Raw genomic sequence first — 15,567 nt, 5'->3', positions numbered from 1 at the left:
CAAATTTTACACAAACGGGCTCGACTGTAGAGAGTTTCGTGTTGCGCGAGACGGGGAAGTGTGGCGGAAGATTGATTTTTGTCGCGTGGACCTGTTATCGGGGGGCATGGCGCCCCCCTGGCTGTGCTGTTTACTTCTTCTGTTCTTTCTTGACATCGGCTTGCACCACCACCGGTTCGGCCTTGGCCAGTTGCACCGGCAAACCCTTCAGGTGATTGAGCGCCTGGTGCAATTGGAAATCGTCCTTGCTGCCAAATTCCAGCGGCTTGCGGGTCTTTTCCAGGGCGATGATGCGCAATTGCTCTTCCATCTCGTCGTTGACGGGGGCCGCCTTGGTACTTTCCTGGTCGCGGTCGTTGCTCAGGTGCTTGGTCAGGTCAGCTTCGCGGATGCGCAAGCCGTTCAGGCCGTCGCCGTCCGCATTTTCATCGACCAGCAGGTCGGGCACGATGCCCTTGGCCTGGATCGAGCGGCCGTTCGGCGTGTAGTAGCGGGCCGTCGTCAGTTTGACGGCCGTGTCGGCCGTCAACTGGCGGATGGTTTGCACGGAACCCTTGCCGAAGGTTGGCGTGCCGATGATGGTGGCGCGCTGGTAATCCTGCAGGGCACCGGCGACGATTTCCGACGCCGAGGCCGACCCCGTGTTGACCAGCACCACCAGCGGCACTTTCTTGATAGCGGCCGGCAATTTCGCCAGCGCATCGCCTTCCGCGCGGAAGGTATAGTATTCGGCGCGGCCATAGAACACCTGTTTCGAGTCCGGCAACTGGCCGTTGGTCGACACAATGGCAGCGTCCTTCGGCAGGAAGGCGGCCGAGACGCCGATGGCACCTTGCAGCACGCCGCCCGGATCGTTGCGCAGGTCCAGCACCATGCCCTTGATGTTCGGATCTTGTTGATATAGTGCCGTGATCTGTGCGGCCATGTCGTCGACGGTCGGTTCCTGGAATTGCGATACGCGCAGCCAGGCGTAGCCCGGCTCGACCATCTTCGCCTTGACGCTCTTTTGATGGATTTCCTCGCGCGTGATGGTGAAGGCCAGTGGCTGCGGTTCATCCTTGCGGGCAATGGTCAGCGTCACCTTGGTGCCCGGTTCGCCGCGCATGCGCTTGACGCTGTCGTCCAGGCTGACGCCTTTCACGGGCTGGCCATCCAGGCGTGTGATGAGGTCTCCGGCCTTGATGCCGGCGCGGTAGGCGGGTGAATCCTCGATGGGCGAGACGATCTTGATGTAGCCGTCTTCGCTCAGGCCAATTTCAATGCCCAGGCCGACGAACTTGCCTTCGGAGCCTTCGCGCAGCTCGGCGTAGGCTTTCTTGTCGAGGTAGGCGGAATGGGGGTCGAGCGAGGCGACCATGCCGGAAATGGCGTCTTCCAGCAGTTTCTTGTCTTCCACCGGCTCGACGTAATCGGACTTGATCAGGCCAAACACATCGGCCAATTGGCGCAACTCTTCCAGCGGCAGGGGCGGCTCGACGGTCTTTTGCGCCATGGCTGAAAATTGCAGCGACACGGCGACGCCGGCCACCACGCCCAGGCCAATCAAGCCGGTATTTTTGAGTTTGCCCATCATTGCACCTTTGCAGCTAGCGTGTCTTGCACAAGCGCCAGTCCCCGTGGAGCGGCGCTTTGTTGAAAGTATAGACCTGAATCTCTGCCGGCGTGGGCCGGCCGTGGAAAAAGCGTGCCTGGGTCCAGGCTACGCGCGAAAGCGGGGCTGTCAGCTTGCCATATGTTGCGGTTTTGTATGCGATGTATAGTTACTCTTGAGGGGAGTAAGCATTTGTAAGAGTCGAAAAAAAGCGTGTGCGGCGGCCCTATAGTAGACTCGCATTCTCGACCCAAAGTGGTTTTGCCTGCGTCTGCGGACGCAGGCTTTTTTTTATCCGGAGCCCCCATGACATCGCTGACCTTTTTCCCCGCCGTGCGCCGCCTCAGCCTGGCTTTCCTGCTGGGCACCACCGCCTTGACCGTTTCGGCCGTGCCGATTGCCGAGATGCGCCTGGAAGACTTGCTGCCGATGGCCCCCGATTTCAGGATGGAATTGAAACTCAATGCGAATCAAACCACCTTGTGGCAGCAGGTGGAAGGAAAAACCCGTCAACTCTTGCGCGAACGCAAGGTGCGCCGTGAACGCTTGCAAGCGGCTGTGACGCAGGGCTTGCAAACGCCCCGGCTGGAGTTGCGCGACATGCTCGCGGGCCTGGACACGGAAAGCACGCAGAGCCTGGCCGAAGAAAAGCAGCTGCGCGAATGGTGGCTCAGCGTCAACGATGCCCTGGACGAACAGCAGCGCCAGGCGGTGGCCCAGTTCATCGCCGGCCAGATGGCGCGCGTGATGGATGCCGCCGCGCCCCGCAGTGAATCGCGCGGCGCGCCCGCTGGCGAACGCAGCGCGCGCAAGGGCGGCAAGGGAGGCATGGGCGGCGCGGGCGTGAGCATGGGTAGCGGCGGCGCCGGCATGACGTTGCCCGGCAACTGAGGGGCAAGGATGGCCAAATGGCATGCTCGCGTGCTACATTCCTGCAGCGCCTGGCGCGGCGGGCTATCCGCCCGCAGCTATCTGCCCGGTCTTTTTTGATATGCCCCATAAGGACAATCCGTGAATCGCTATCTCTTGAGCAGTCTGACCCTGACCCTGTTGGCTGCGTTTGCCCATGCCGCCGAACCCGCATCCGCCGTGGCCGCCCCGACCGTGGCGCCCAGTGTCGCACCTTCCGCGCCTGCCGCCGCTGGCGTCGTTTCCGGTATCGACGTGCAGTACATCGACCCCGCCGTGCGCGTGCAGGACGATTTCTTTACCCATTTGAACGGCAAGTGGCTGGCGACGGCCGAGATCCCTGCCGACAAGTCGAGCTGGGGTTCATTCGCCAAGCTGCGCGATGACACGACGCCACAGTTGCGCGGCATCATCGAAGCCACGCAACAGGACAAAAACAAGAAGGCCGGTTCCGAAGCGCAGAAAATCGGCGACCTGTACGCCAGCTACATGGATGAAGCCAAGCTCGATGCGCTGGGCACGAAGCCGCTGGCCGGCGAACTGAACCGCATCCGCTCGCTGCGCGACAAGAAGGGCGTGCCGGCCCTGATCGCCCACCTGAGCCAGACGGGCGTGTCGACTCCCTACGCCGTCTACGTGGGCCAGGATGCGCGTGCCTCGACGAAATATGCGGCATATGTAAGCCAAAGCGGCCTGGGCATGCCCGACCGCGATTACTACCTGGAAGCCAAGCAGGCTGGCGTCAAGGAAAAATACCAGGCGCACGTGGAAAAAATGCTGGCCATGGCCGGCGACAAGAACGCCGCCGCGCGCGCCAAGGCGGTCGTTGCGCTGGAAACGGCCCTGGCCGAAGTGCAATGGACCAAGGTTGAGAACCGCGACCCCGTCAAACGCTACAACAAGACCGACATCAATAAACTGAACGACCTGACCCCGGGCTACGACCTGAAGTCGGGCCTGGCCGCCCTGGGCATCGCCAACAAGGTCGATTACGTCATCGTCAACCAGCCAAGCTACCTGGCCGGCTACAACAAGGTGCTGGCATCAAGCGACCTGGACACCGTGAAAGCGTATTTCGAATGGCAGTTGCTGCGCAGCTATGCCAGCTACCTGTCGAAAAACTTCGTCGATGAAAGCTTTGCCTTCTATGGCACGGTACTCAGTGGCGTGAAGGAAAACCAGCCGCGCTGGAAGCGTGGCGTGGGCGCGGTCGAAGGCGTGCTGGGCGAAGCCGTGGGCAAGCTGTATGTCGCGCAATATTTCCCGGCGGAGCGCAAGGCGCACATGCAGGAACTGGTGAAAAACGTGCTGGCCGCCTACAAGGACAGCATCGATACCCTGGACTGGATGAGCCCGGAGACCAAGAAAGAAGCGCAAGCCAAGCTGGCCAAGTTCACGCCGAAGATCGCGTATCCGAACAAATGGCGCGATTACACGAAGCTGCAAATCGTCCAGGGCGACCTGGTGGGCAACATCATGCGCGCGGCCAATTTCGCTTCGGCGCGCCAAGTGGCCAAGCTGGGCAAACCGATCGACCGCGAAGAGTGGGGCATGACGCCGCAGACGGTGAACGCCTATTACAGCTCGACGATGAATGAAATCGTCTTCCCCGCGTCCATCCTGCAGCCGCCGTTCTTCGACGCCAACGCGGACGACGCCGTCAACTATGGCGCCATCGGCGCCGTCATCGGCCATGAAATCAGCCACGGTTTCGACGACAAGGGCAGCCAGTCCGATGGCGACGGCAACCTGCGCGACTGGTGGACCCCGGCCGACCGCAAGAACTTCGCCGCCAAGGCCGATGCGCTGACCAAGCAATATGACGGCTACAGCCCATTGCCGGGCTACAACGTCAACGGCGCGCTGACCCTGGGCGAAAATATCGCCGACAACTCGGGCGTGGCGATCGCGTACAAGGCCTACAAGATTTCGCTGGGCGGCAAGCCGGCGCCCGTGCTCGATGGCTTGACGGGCGACCAGCGCTTCTACATGGGCTTTGGCCAGGTCTGGCGCAGCAAGATGCGCGAAGCGCAGCAAATCGTGCAAATCAAGACCGACCCGCATTCGCCGGGCCAGTACCGCGCGAATGGCACCATGGTCAACCAGCCAGGTTTTTATGAAGCGTTTGGCGTGAAACCGGGCGACAAGATGTATGTGGCGCCGGAAAACCGCGTCATCATCTGGTAAACGTCATTTAGCCGGGTAGGTCGGATTAGCGCGCAAGCGCGTAATCCGACGATACAGCCTGTGCCAACAATGTTGTCGGCTTACGCCCTCCGGGCTAAGCCGACCTACGTCATGTAAACGTTATCTTGTCACAACAAAAAAGACCACCTCGCGTGGTCTTTTTTACATTCTGGCCAAAGTTCTTTCTGTCATTTCAGTCGGTATGCTACAGTCAAAAACCGGGCCAGAAGCCCTGGGCCTTCTGACCCTTATATTCCACACAATATAATATAGAGGACAACCGTGAATCGTTATTTGTTAAGTGCATTGACCCTGAGTTTGCTGGCCGGCGTATCCGGCATGGCTGGCGCCGCTGATTCTGCCAAGAAAGCCGCTGCGGCTCCCGCCACGGCCGTCGCCGGCGCCGGGCTGACGTCCGGCATCGCCGTCGAATACGTCGATCCAGCCGTGCGCGCGCAGGACGACCTGTTCCAGCACCTGAATGGCAAATGGCTGGCGGAAACCGTCATTCCTGCCGACAAGTCGAGCTGGGGCAGCTTTGCCAAGCTGGCTGACGATACGCAAACGCAGCTGCGTGGCATCGTCGAAGGCGCCAGTGCCGACAAGGCCCGCGCGGCCGGCTCGAATGCCCAGAAAATCGGTGATTTTTATAACAGCTTCATGGATGAAGCCAAGCTGGAAAGCCTGGGCCTGACACCGTTGAACGCGGAGCTGGCGAAGATCGCCGCGCTGCAGGACAAGGCGGAGTTGCCGGCCGTCATCGCCCACTTCAGCAAGCTGGGCGTGACCTCGCCGTACGATTTCGGTATCCACCAGGACGCCAAGGATTCCACCAAATACGTGGCCGACATCGTGCAAAGCGGCCTGGGCTTGCCTGACCGCGATTACTACCTGGAAGCGGGCAAGGCCGATACGCGCGCCAAATACCTGGCCCACGTGGAAAAAATGCTCAGCTTGTCCGGCGATGCGAATGCTGCCGCCAACGCCAAGGCTATCCTCGCGCTGGAAACGGATCTGGCCAAGGCGCAATGGAGCAATGTGCAGAACCGCGACCCCGTCAAGACCTACAACAAGGTGGAGCTGGCGAAACTGGCCGCCATGGCGCCAGGCTACGACTGGGCCCGCTATCTGAAGGACACGGGCATCGCCGGCAAGGTCAATTACGTGATCGTCAGCCAGCCCAGCTACCTGAAGGGCTTTGCCGAGATCGCCAACAAGACGCCGCTGGCGACGTGGAAAGCGTACTTCCAGTGGCACTTGCTGCACGCCAACGCCGGCTACCTGCCGAAAGCGTATGTCGATGAAAACTTTGCCTTCTATGGCACCACCCTGACGGGCGTGACGGAAATGCGTCCGCGCTGGAAGCGTGGCGTGGGCGCCGTCGAAGGCGCGCTGGGCGAAGCCGTAGGCCAGTTGTACGTGGAGCAATATTTCCCGGCCGAGCGCAAGGTGCGCATGGAAGCGCTGGTAAAAAACCTGATGACGGCTTACCAGCAAAGCATCGACAAGCTCGACTGGATGAGCCCCGTCACCAAGAAACAGGCACAAATTAAACTGGCCAAGTTCACCACCAAGATCGGCTACCCGAACAAATGGCGCGATTACTCGGGCCTGACGGTGGCACCAGACGACTTGATCGGCAATATCCAGCGTTCGCACCTGCTCAACTACAACCGCGAATTGAACAAGCTGGGCCAGCCTATCGACCGCGACGAGTGGGGCATGACGCCGCAGACCGTGAACGCCTATTACAACCCGGAACTGAACGAGATCGTCTTCCCGGCCGCCATCCTGCAAGCGCCGTTCTTCGACGCCAAGGCGGACGACGCCGTCAACTATGGCGCCATCGGCGGCGTGATCGGCCATGAAATCAGCCACGGTTTCGATGACCAGGGCGCCCAGTACGACGGCGACGGCAACCTGCGCGACTGGTGGACCAAGGCCGACCATAAAAACTTCGCCAAGAAAACCAAGCAGCTGGTGGCGCAGTACAACAGCTTCAGCCCCATCCCTGGCCACTTCGTCAACGGCGAACTGACCCTGGGCGAGAACATTGCCGACAATTCCGGCGTGGCGATTGCCTATAAGGCGTACAAATTGTCGCTGAATGGCAAGCAAGCCCCCGTCATCGACGGTTTCACGGGCGAACAGCGTTTCTATGCGGGCTTTGCCCAGGTCTGGCGCATGAAGATGCGTGAAGCGCAGCAACTGGTCTTGCTGAAAACGGACCCGCACTCGCCGGGCCAGTTCCGCGCCAACGGCACCATGCGCAACCAGCCCGGCTTCTACCAGGCCTTCGACGTGAAACCGGGCGACAAGATGTATCTGCCACCGAAAGACCGCGTCATCATGTGGTAAGCCATTTTTTCGGCTGGACAGAAATACGGTAGCAATGCCGCCCGGTTCGCGCCGGGCGGCATTTTTTTTGCTTGCGTGCCAGCCGTACACAGCGAAGTGTTGCGTGCGTCGCCGGTGATTTTCCTTGCTCGTTGACAACGAAGTTTGAAGCGCCTATATCTGGATGAAAACAAGAATAAACCTGTATAACGCCCCGTGTGTCATCAAAAAGGAAACATTGTGAGAGACATATTCCGTACCAGCCAAGCCCGTTTTATCACCCTGTTCAGTCTTGTTTTTGTGGTGCTGCTGGTCATGACCCTGGCCGTCATCCATTTCTTCGTCACGCCGGATTTGAAACGCACCGAGGGCATGGTGGTCGGTTTTGACGTCAGCAAAATTTCCACCAGGATTACCGAGCAGTTGCGACAGGTGGAGGCGCAGCAGCGCAGCATCACCCAGACGGTGGCGCTGATGGACAGCGCGGCGATCGACGTCCTGCTGCCGGGACTGGTCGACCAGTATTCCGACCCGAATGTGTTTGGCGGCGGCATCTGGCCGCTGCCGAAAAAGCGCGATCCCGAGCGCGACAAGTTCAGCACCTTTTTCGCCCGCGACGCCTCCAACAAACTGGTCGTCAACACCCACTGGAACTCGCCGGAGTCGTTGAAGTACTTCGAGCAGAGCTGGTATCTGGGCGGGCTCAAGTCTGCCAAGGGCCATTGCGACTGGGCCAAGGCTTACAAGGACGATGCCAGTGCGCAGCCGCGCACCAACTGCGCCATGCCGATCTACAAGGACAACGAGTTGTACGGCGTATCGACCATCGATGTCACGCTGGGCTTTTTCAACCGCCTGGTGGCCGACATGGAGAAAACGATCCACGGCCAGATCCTGATCGTCGAACGCGACGGCAAGATCATCAGCAACAGTACGTATATCAAGGACGAGATCGTACTCAAGAAAGTCGAGGATCTGGCGTCCAGTTCGCCGATGGTGGCGGCCATCGGCCGCCTGCTACCCAAGCTCGATGCGCAGGGCGTGGCCGAATCGGAGTATCGCAGCGACGGCACGCCTCACACGCTGTTTCTGAAGGCGATACCGGGCAGTCCGTGGGTGCTGGCGACCGGTTTGCCGACCAGCCAGCTGACCGAGCAAAGCGACCGCATCTTGAGCAAGCTGGGCATGGTGCAGATCCCCATCGCCCTGCTGCTGCTGGCCATGTTCATCGGCAGCATCCGCCTGTTCATGGGACGCCTGGGCGTACTCAAGAGCAATATCGACGCGCTGTCGGCTGGCGACGCCGACCTGACGCGGCGCCTGCCGGGCGGCGGTGGCAGCGAGTTCAACGATGTGGCCGGCAGCTTCAACGCCTTCATCGAGCGGCTGCAGCAGATGATGCGCGAAATCGGCACCAGCACGGCGTCGATCGCGCTCGCTTCGCGTGAAATTGCCAGCGGCAACCAGGATCTGTCGGCCCGTACCGAAAGCCAGGCCAGCGCGCTCGAGCAGACCGCCGCGTCGATGGAGGAGTTGACCGGCACCGTCAGGCAGAACGTCAGCAGCGGCCAGGAGGCCAACCGGCTGGCGCTGGACGCCTCGAAGGTGGCGGCGCGGGGCGGCGCGGTGGTGACGCAGGTGGTCGAGACGATGGGCGCGATCGAACACTCGTCGAAGAAAATCGCCGATATTATCAGCGTCATCGACGGGATCGCGTTCCAGACCAACATCCTGGCGTTGAACGCGGCCGTCGAGGCGGCCCGGGCCGGCGAACAGGGCCGCGGCTTTGCCGTGGTGGCGTCCGAGGTGCGCAACCTGGCGCACCGCTCGGCCACGGCGGCCAAGGAGATCGGCGCGCTGATCGTTGAATCGGTGCACAACGTCAACGCCGGCACCAAGCTGGTCGACCAGGCTGGCGCCACCATGCACGAGATCGTCGCCGGCACCGACAAGGTTGCCAACATCATCGGCGAGATCCTGCTGGCCAGCCAGGAGCAGGAAACGGGCATCGGCCAGGTCAACCAGGCCATCGTTCAGCTCGACGACACCACCCAGCAAAATGCGGCGCTGGTGGAGCAGGCGGCAGCGGCAGCCCATTCGATGCAGGAGCAGACGGCCAAGCTCGAACAGATCATCGGCGCATTCAAGCTGTAGCGCGCCGCGCACGGACATTAAAAAAGCCGCCCGGTTCAAGTTGAACCGGGCGGCTTTTTCACATCCGAAGCAACCCTGGAGCCGCTGCAACGTGCCGCTTGACGCGGCAGCGTGATTATTTCGTGGCTTCTTGCGCTGGTGCGCCAGCGCTGTCAGCGGCTGCGGCCGGTGCCGGCACTTCCGGTTCCTTGAACTTGCCGCCCGAAGCGTTGGCAATGTAGACGACGGCGCGCGCCACTTCTACATCGTCGAGGTCAGGATTGCCGCCCTTGGCCGGCATCGCGCGCAAGCCTTCGATGGCGTGTTTCAGGACCGTATCGTAGCCCTGGGCCAGACGGGCCGACCAGCCGCCCGCATCGCCAAACTTCGGTGCACCGGCCACGCCGGCGCCATGGCAAGCCACGCAGGTCGCCGTGTAGACGGCTTCGCCGCTTTGCAGCACTTTCGGACCGCTGGCATCCTTGAAGGTAAAGCCGGCGTTGGCGACGGGGCTCAGGCGCTCGGCAATGGCTTCCGGCGCCTGGCTGTCCGTCCCTGCGCCCGTCAGTTTTTGCGCCGTGACGAACTGCACCAGCAAGATGATGCCGATGACGGTGACGAGGAAGAAGCCAGCTACGGCGGCAAGCAATTGTTTAGGCGTTTTGATCGCTGATTGTTGTTCGTTATGTGCGTCGCTCATGATGTCCTTAGTCCAGATTTGAAACTGATGGCCGTGTAAGGTAGCATTTTTACATGCTTGGATGTAAACCTTTGTGAAACCCACAATTATAGGCACAAAAATTGAGCAGCGACATGCAATTGCCAGCGATACGACAGTTTCCGTAGACGTAGGTAAAGAAAAACGGTATCCTTCGCATCACTTCAGAAATTCCCCCTACGCGGCTGTAGCTCAGTGGATAGAGTATTGGCCTCCGAAGCCAAGGGTCGTGGGTTCGATCCCCGCCAGCCGCACCAGACAAATCAAGACCCCTCGTTTTATCCAGCCGGCATTGCCATGCGGCTGCAGGCTGTATCCCCACTATTCCTTCAGCAAGCCTGACAAGGTCTGTATCGCTGCTTGCCAGCTTGAGGGGGATGCCATGTGCGTCGCACACCCGAAAATGCCCCTGAAGCCCCTGCCGTTGTCTGTTTACAACCTCCAAAGTCCTCCAGCCACCGATATCAAAATTGATATCGAAACAGTGGAAAAATTGATTGGAGAGATTATCGTCCAGCCCCTAAGATAAACGCCGAGCATGCGCACGACATGCAAGCGGTACAACAATATCAATACAATATCTGGAGATTCATGATGCGCCACGCCACCGGCCCGCTCGCGGCCACTTCCCCTCGTCCATTCATTTTGAAGGCAGCCGTTGCGGCATTGGCCGGTATCGGCCTGCTGAGCACGGCTTCGGTCTGGGCGCAGGAGGCGGTGGTGGCCGATGCCAGTGCCGAGCCTGCGGCGGAAGTGTCGGTGGTGACCGTCAGCGGCGTGCGCCGCTCGGCGCAGAATTCCCAGCAGATCAAGATGCGCTCGGACCAGGTCATCGATTCCATCGTGGCCGACGACATCGGCAAATTCCCTGACAACAACGTGGCCGAGACCCTGGCGCGCATTTCCGGCATCCAGATCCGCCGCGATTCGGGCGAGGCGAGCGCCGTCATGATCCGTGGCTTGCGCGATGTCACGACCTTGCTCAATGGCCGCGAACTGTTCACCACCACGGGCCGCTACGTCAACCTGGCCGACATTCCCGCCACCATGCTGCAGCGCGTGGATGTGTACAAATCGCAGGGCGCCGACCAGGTCGAAGGCGGCGTGGCCGGCATCATCGACGTGCGCACGAATCGTCCCTTCGACTTCAGGGAGTTTACCGCCAGCGTCAACACACGCGCCGTCTATAGCGACAAGTCGAAAGCCACCGACCCGAATATCAGCGGCATGCTGTCGAATCGCTGGAAGACGGGCATCGGCGAAGTGGGCGCGCTGCTGGGCTTGTCGCAGCAGCAACACCTCTACCATGAAGAACGCGCGTTCAGTACGGCGCCCGTGGACAAAAGTTTCCTGTCGCCGGGGTTGACGGGGCCGGACCAGGTGGGCTTGTTGCCGATCAAGGGCGACCGCCGCCGCACGACCGCCAATGCCGTGCTGCAATGGCGTCCGAACGCCGACGTCGAACTGTACGCCGAAGGCATGGCCACGCGTTTTCTGCTCGATGCCGAATCCGATTACTTCGTCGGCTTGCCATGGTGGGGCACGCCCGTGTCGGCCACGAAGATTCCCGGCACTAACCAGCTGCAAACGCTCACTTCCACCAACGTCAACACCATCATGTCGACGCAGGCGAACAAGAACCAGACGAAGACGCATCAGTTTGCCGTCGGCGGTTTGTGGGATATCAACCCGGAATGGCGTTTCACGTCGGAAGTGGCCAGCACCAAAAGCAGCTATGCCTGGCGCAACCCGATTCTCGATGCCATTACCGTCGTGCCGAACGCCAGCATCAATACCAACCGGAACGGCACTTTGCACGTCGACTACACGGGCATCGATGTGCAAGATCCGTCGAATTACTATCTGAAGGGCTTTTTCGACCGCTACGGCCGGGACCAGGGTAGCTCGAACGATGTACGCGCGGACCTGGCCTACACGCCGAGTGCCGGCGGCATCTTCAAGGAAATCAGCGTCGGCTTGCGCGGCGTCAAACGCGAAGCCGAATCGATCAAGAGCTTCGAGGGCAATGCGGAAGCACCGGACGTGTCCGGCGCAGCGTTTCCGTTCAATCGCCAGAGCGTGACCTCGATTCCCGGCCTCAATTGCCTGTCGGAACCGATGTCCAGCGGCGGCCCCGACTATGGCTTGAAGCAGTGGTACACGCCGTGCGCCAGCTTCCTGCTCAATAACACGGGCACGATCCGCCAAGCCGTCACGGGCAGCAGCGCGGCGCGCGCCATGGACCCTGGCTCCTTCTTCAAGGATACGGAAAAGACGTATTCCATCTATACCAAGGCGAAGATCGCCTTCAAGCTGGGCGCCTACCCCGTCGACGGCACTCTGGGCGTGCGCGTCGTGCGCACCGAGCAAAGCCTGCAAGGCAATAGTTCGCAAGATGGCGTCTACACGCCCGTCATCAGCGACACGGCCAGCACCGACGTGCTGCCCAGCGTGGCCCTGAAAATCAAGCTGCGCGCCGACCTGGTGGGCCGCTTCGCCGCGGGCCGCACCATCAGCCGCCCCGGCTTTGCACAGCTGAACCCGGGCGTGGCCCTGGTCAACTCGACGGAAACGGTGAAGGCGACGGGCGCGGGTGGCAATCCGAACTTGAAACCGGTGACGGGCGACAATGTCGACGCGGCGCTGGAATGGTATTTCGCGCCGGCCGGTTCCGTGACGGCAACCGTGTTCCACCACAAGTTCGACGGCTATATCCAGCAACGCATTGCCAGCGAAACCATCGCCGGCAAGACCTATGATGTGGACCGCCCGTACAACACGGCCGCCGGCAAGCTGCAAGGCCTGGAAATTGGCTACCAGCAATTTTATGACGGCTTGCCGGGCCTGTTGAGCGGCCTGGGCTTGCAAGCGAACGGCACCTATATGAGCGGCAAGACCAACGACGAGACGGGCAGCCATGCCATCACGGGCGTGTCGCGCTATGCCTACAACCTGGTGCTGTTGTACGAAAAAGATGCGTGGTCGGGCCGCCTGGCCTACAACTGGCGCTCGAAATTCATCGACAGCTACAACCAGGGCGGCCCCGGCCTGGACTTGAAAGTGGCGCCGACGGCCCAGCTTGACGGATCGCTGTCATACAAGATCAACGAGCAGTTCACCGTGACCCTGGACGGGAATAACTTGCTCGATACCAAATTCAAGGATTACTGGAACGAGGCAGGCGTGTATCCGCGCGATACGCGCCGTTATGACCGGACGGTAGGCTTATCCCTGCGCTGGAAAATGTAAGTTAGTCGCACAGTAAACATCAAGGGCGTTGCCAAGGTTTCGGCCGGCAGCGCCCCTTGCGTTGCAGTTAGGCAGTCAGACACGACTCATCATCAAAAGAATGGACGGAAAGCATGGAGACGCAAAAATTATCCACCGTTGAAAAGGTCGGCTTCGGCGCGGGCGACATGGCGCTCAATGTCGTCATCTCGTCGATGATGCTGATCATCACCTTTTTCTATACCGATATCTATGGCTTGAAAACCACGGACCTGGCCCTGCTGTTCGTGGCCGTCAAAGTGGTGGGCGCCATCGCCGACCTCGTCATGGGGCAGATTACCGACCGCTACAGCTTTGCCTCGGGCCGCTACCGCCCGTACCTGCTGTGGCTGGCCGTGCCCTTCGGCGTCAGCGTGTTTTTTGTGTTCACCACGCCGGAATGGGGCTATGACGCCAAGCTGATCTGGGCATATTCCACGTATATCCTGATGACCATCATGACGGCCGGCGTGGGCATTCCCTATATCTCGCTGATCAGCGGCCTGACCAGCGACCCGCATGAGCGCCTGTCGGCCAATGGCTACCGCCTGTTCTTCGCCAAGATCGGCGCCTTCATGGTGACCATCGTCGTGCCGATTCTGTCGCAGCGCTGGGGCGGCGGCAACCCGGCCGTCGGCTACCAGGCGGCCATGGCCGTGATGGCGGTGATGGGCGTGGCCCTGTTCCTGTTCTGCTATTTCACCACCACCGAGCGCGTCGTGCACGTGGTGGAAAAACAATCGTTGCTGGAACAATTGAAGGTGCTGCTGCAGAACGACCAGTGGCTGGTGCTGTGCGGCGTGTGCGTCACGGGCACGGTCGGCTACGTGGTGCGCGGCTCCGTCGCTATTTATTATGCGAAATACTATCTGGGTGGCAGCACGGAAACGGTGGCCGCCTTCCTGACCACGGGCGTGGTGGCGGCCATCCTGGCGATGATCGCCTCGACCTGGATCACCAAGTTTTATTGCAAGGTCAAGCTGTTCCGCTACTCGCAAATCGGCGTCGCGCTGATCAGCCTGGCGATCTACTTTTTTGTAACGCCGAGCGACACCGTGCTGGCCTTCGCCCTGTATTTCCTGCTGTCCTTTGTGGTGGATTTGCACGCGCCCGTGTTCTGGTCGGCCATCGCCGAAACCATCGATTATGGTCAAGTCAAGACGGGCAAGCGCGTCTCCGGTTTCGCCTTTGGCGGCATCTCGGTGTGCCAGAAAGCCGGCATGGCCGTGGCGGGCTTTTTGGTCGGCATGCTGCTGTCCTATTTCGACTACCAGCCCAACCATGAACAAACGCAATTCGCCCTGAACGGCATCGCCCTGATGCTGTCGATCATCCCCGGCTTCTTCCACCTGCTGATGGGCTTGCTGATGTTCAAGTACCGCATCAGCGATGACTATTATCGTGGCGTAAAAGTGGAAATGCACAAGCGCGGTTTTGTCGCCGCGTAAGAATAACTGAATGGAGCAAGCAACATGGCAGACATCTTGAAACCGCTGATCGAACAACGCGCCGACCCGCATATCTACCGCCACAGCGATGGCTATTATTACTTTACGGCCTCCGTGCCCCAGTACGACCGCATCGAGCTGCGCCGCGCCGACAGCATCGCCGGCCTGGCCGGCGCACCAGCGGTCGACGTGTGGCACAAGCCGGACACGGGCCCGTACAGCGAGCTGGTGTGGGCGCCCGAGCTGCATTTCAACCAGGGCGCCTGGTATGTGTATTTTGCCGCCGCACCGAGCCGCGAAATCAAAGATAAATTGTTCCAGCACCGCATGTATGCGATCCGCAATGCCAACGCCAATCCACTGGAAGGCGAGTGGGAATTCATGGGATCGATCGACACGGGCATCGACACCTTCTGCCTGGACGCCACCACTTTTACGCACGACGGCGTGCTGTATTACCTGTGGGCGCAGAAAGATGTGGCCATCGAGGGCAATTCGAACCTGTATATCGCGCCGATGGCCACGCCGTGGCAGCTGGCCGGTCCGCCCGTGATGCTGAGCAAACCGGAATTCGACTGGGAAATCCGCGGCTTCTGGGTCAACGAGGGGCCGTCCGTGCTGAAACGCAACGGCAAGATTTTCATCAGCTATTCGGCCAGCGCCACCGATGAAAACTACGCCATGGGCTTGCTCTGGGCCGATGACACGGCCGACCTGCTCGATCCGGCGGCGTGGACGAAGTCGCCCGAGCCCGTGTTTGCCACCTGCTACGAGCACGGCATCTACGGCCCTGGCCACAACAGTTTTACCACGGCCGAGGATGGCGACGGCGTGTTGCTGGTGTACCATGCCCGCACCTACACGGAAATCGTCGGCGACCCCCTGTGGAACCCGGACCGCCACACGTTTGTCAAACCGCTGCGCTGGGATGCGCAAGGCATGCCCGTGTTTGGCCGTTCATCGACCCTGTAAAACCT

Annotated in this window: 10 protein-coding genes and 1 tRNA gene; 9 read left to right on the top strand and 2 right to left on the bottom strand. The window is 60.6% G+C overall.

What is annotated here, in order from left to right; translation table 11 throughout:
- Positions 1–130 precede the first annotated feature (130 nt).
- Positions 131–1,573, bottom strand: a complete 1,443-nt coding sequence (locus CLU93_RS10890; protein WP_099761077.1) for a S41 family peptidase — start codon at positions 1,571–1,573, stop codon at positions 131–133.
- Positions 1,574–1,897: 324 nt separating this feature from the next.
- On the opposite strand from CLU93_RS10890, the gene CLU93_RS10885 reads away from it, so the two are divergent.
- The 4 genes from CLU93_RS10885 to CLU93_RS10870 all read left to right on the top strand — a co-directional run bounded on the left by CLU93_RS10885 (position 1,898) and on the right by CLU93_RS10870 (position 9,178).
- Positions 1,898–2,482 carry a hypothetical protein gene (locus tag CLU93_RS10885; RefSeq protein ID WP_099761076.1) on the top strand — a complete coding sequence of 195 codons (585 nt, stop codon included), beginning with the start codon at positions 1,898–1,900 and terminating at the stop codon, positions 2,480–2,482.
- Between the two features lie 120 nt (positions 2,483–2,602).
- The gene (locus CLU93_RS10880) at positions 2,603–4,687 is read left to right on the top strand and encodes a M13 family metallopeptidase (protein ID WP_099761075.1); all 2,085 of its coding nucleotides are present in this window, start codon (positions 2,603–2,605) and stop codon (positions 4,685–4,687) included.
- Positions 4,688–4,969: 282 nt separating this feature from the next.
- Positions 4,970–7,045 carry a M13 family metallopeptidase gene (locus CLU93_RS10875; RefSeq protein ID WP_099761074.1) on the top strand — a complete coding sequence of 692 codons (2,076 nt, stop codon included), beginning with the start codon at positions 4,970–4,972 and terminating at the stop codon, positions 7,043–7,045.
- A gap of 228 nt (positions 7,046–7,273) precedes the next feature.
- Positions 7,274–9,178: a methyl-accepting chemotaxis protein gene (locus CLU93_RS10870; protein WP_099764337.1), complete on the top strand. Its 1,905-nt coding sequence runs from the start codon at positions 7,274–7,276 to the stop codon at positions 9,176–9,178.
- Positions 9,179–9,293: 115 nt separating this feature from the next.
- Here CLU93_RS10870 and CLU93_RS10865 read toward each other — a convergent pair whose 3' ends face one another.
- On the bottom strand, positions 9,294–9,857 hold the full coding sequence (locus CLU93_RS10865) for a c-type cytochrome (protein ID WP_099761073.1): 564 nt from the start codon (positions 9,855–9,857) through the stop codon (positions 9,294–9,296).
- 199 nt (positions 9,858–10,056) lie between these two features.
- On the opposite strand from CLU93_RS10865, the gene CLU93_RS10860 reads away from it, so the two are divergent.
- From CLU93_RS10860 to CLU93_RS10845, 5 genes are all read left to right on the top strand, one after another.
- Positions 10,057–10,132: transfer RNA gene (locus tag CLU93_RS10860), tRNA-Arg, on the top strand.
- Entirely contained in the window at positions 10,105–10,404 is a 300-nt protein-coding gene (locus CLU93_RS27860) for a hypothetical protein (RefSeq protein ID WP_143451729.1), read from the top strand. The genes CLU93_RS10860 and CLU93_RS27860 overlap by 28 nt, the downstream gene beginning before the upstream one ends.
- A gap of 62 nt (positions 10,405–10,466) precedes the next feature.
- Complete coding sequence (locus CLU93_RS10855) at positions 10,467–13,124, top strand: TonB-dependent receptor (RefSeq protein WP_099761072.1); 2,658 nt, start codon at positions 10,467–10,469, stop codon at positions 13,122–13,124.
- Between the two features lie 113 nt (positions 13,125–13,237).
- Positions 13,238–14,590: an MFS transporter gene (locus tag CLU93_RS10850; RefSeq protein WP_099761071.1), complete on the top strand. Its 1,353-nt coding sequence runs from the start codon at positions 13,238–13,240 to the stop codon at positions 14,588–14,590.
- A gap of 24 nt (positions 14,591–14,614) precedes the next feature.
- Positions 14,615–15,562: a glycoside hydrolase family 43 protein gene (locus CLU93_RS10845; RefSeq protein WP_099761070.1), complete on the top strand. Its 948-nt coding sequence runs from the start codon at positions 14,615–14,617 to the stop codon at positions 15,560–15,562.
- The last annotated feature ends 5 nt before the right edge of the window (positions 15,563–15,567 follow it).

This window comes from Janthinobacterium sp. 35 (assembly GCF_002754575.1).
Taxonomy (GTDB): Bacteria; Pseudomonadota; Gammaproteobacteria; order Burkholderiales; family Burkholderiaceae_D; genus Janthinobacterium; species Janthinobacterium tructae.
This window is presented reverse-complemented; position numbering and strand designations above follow the sequence as displayed.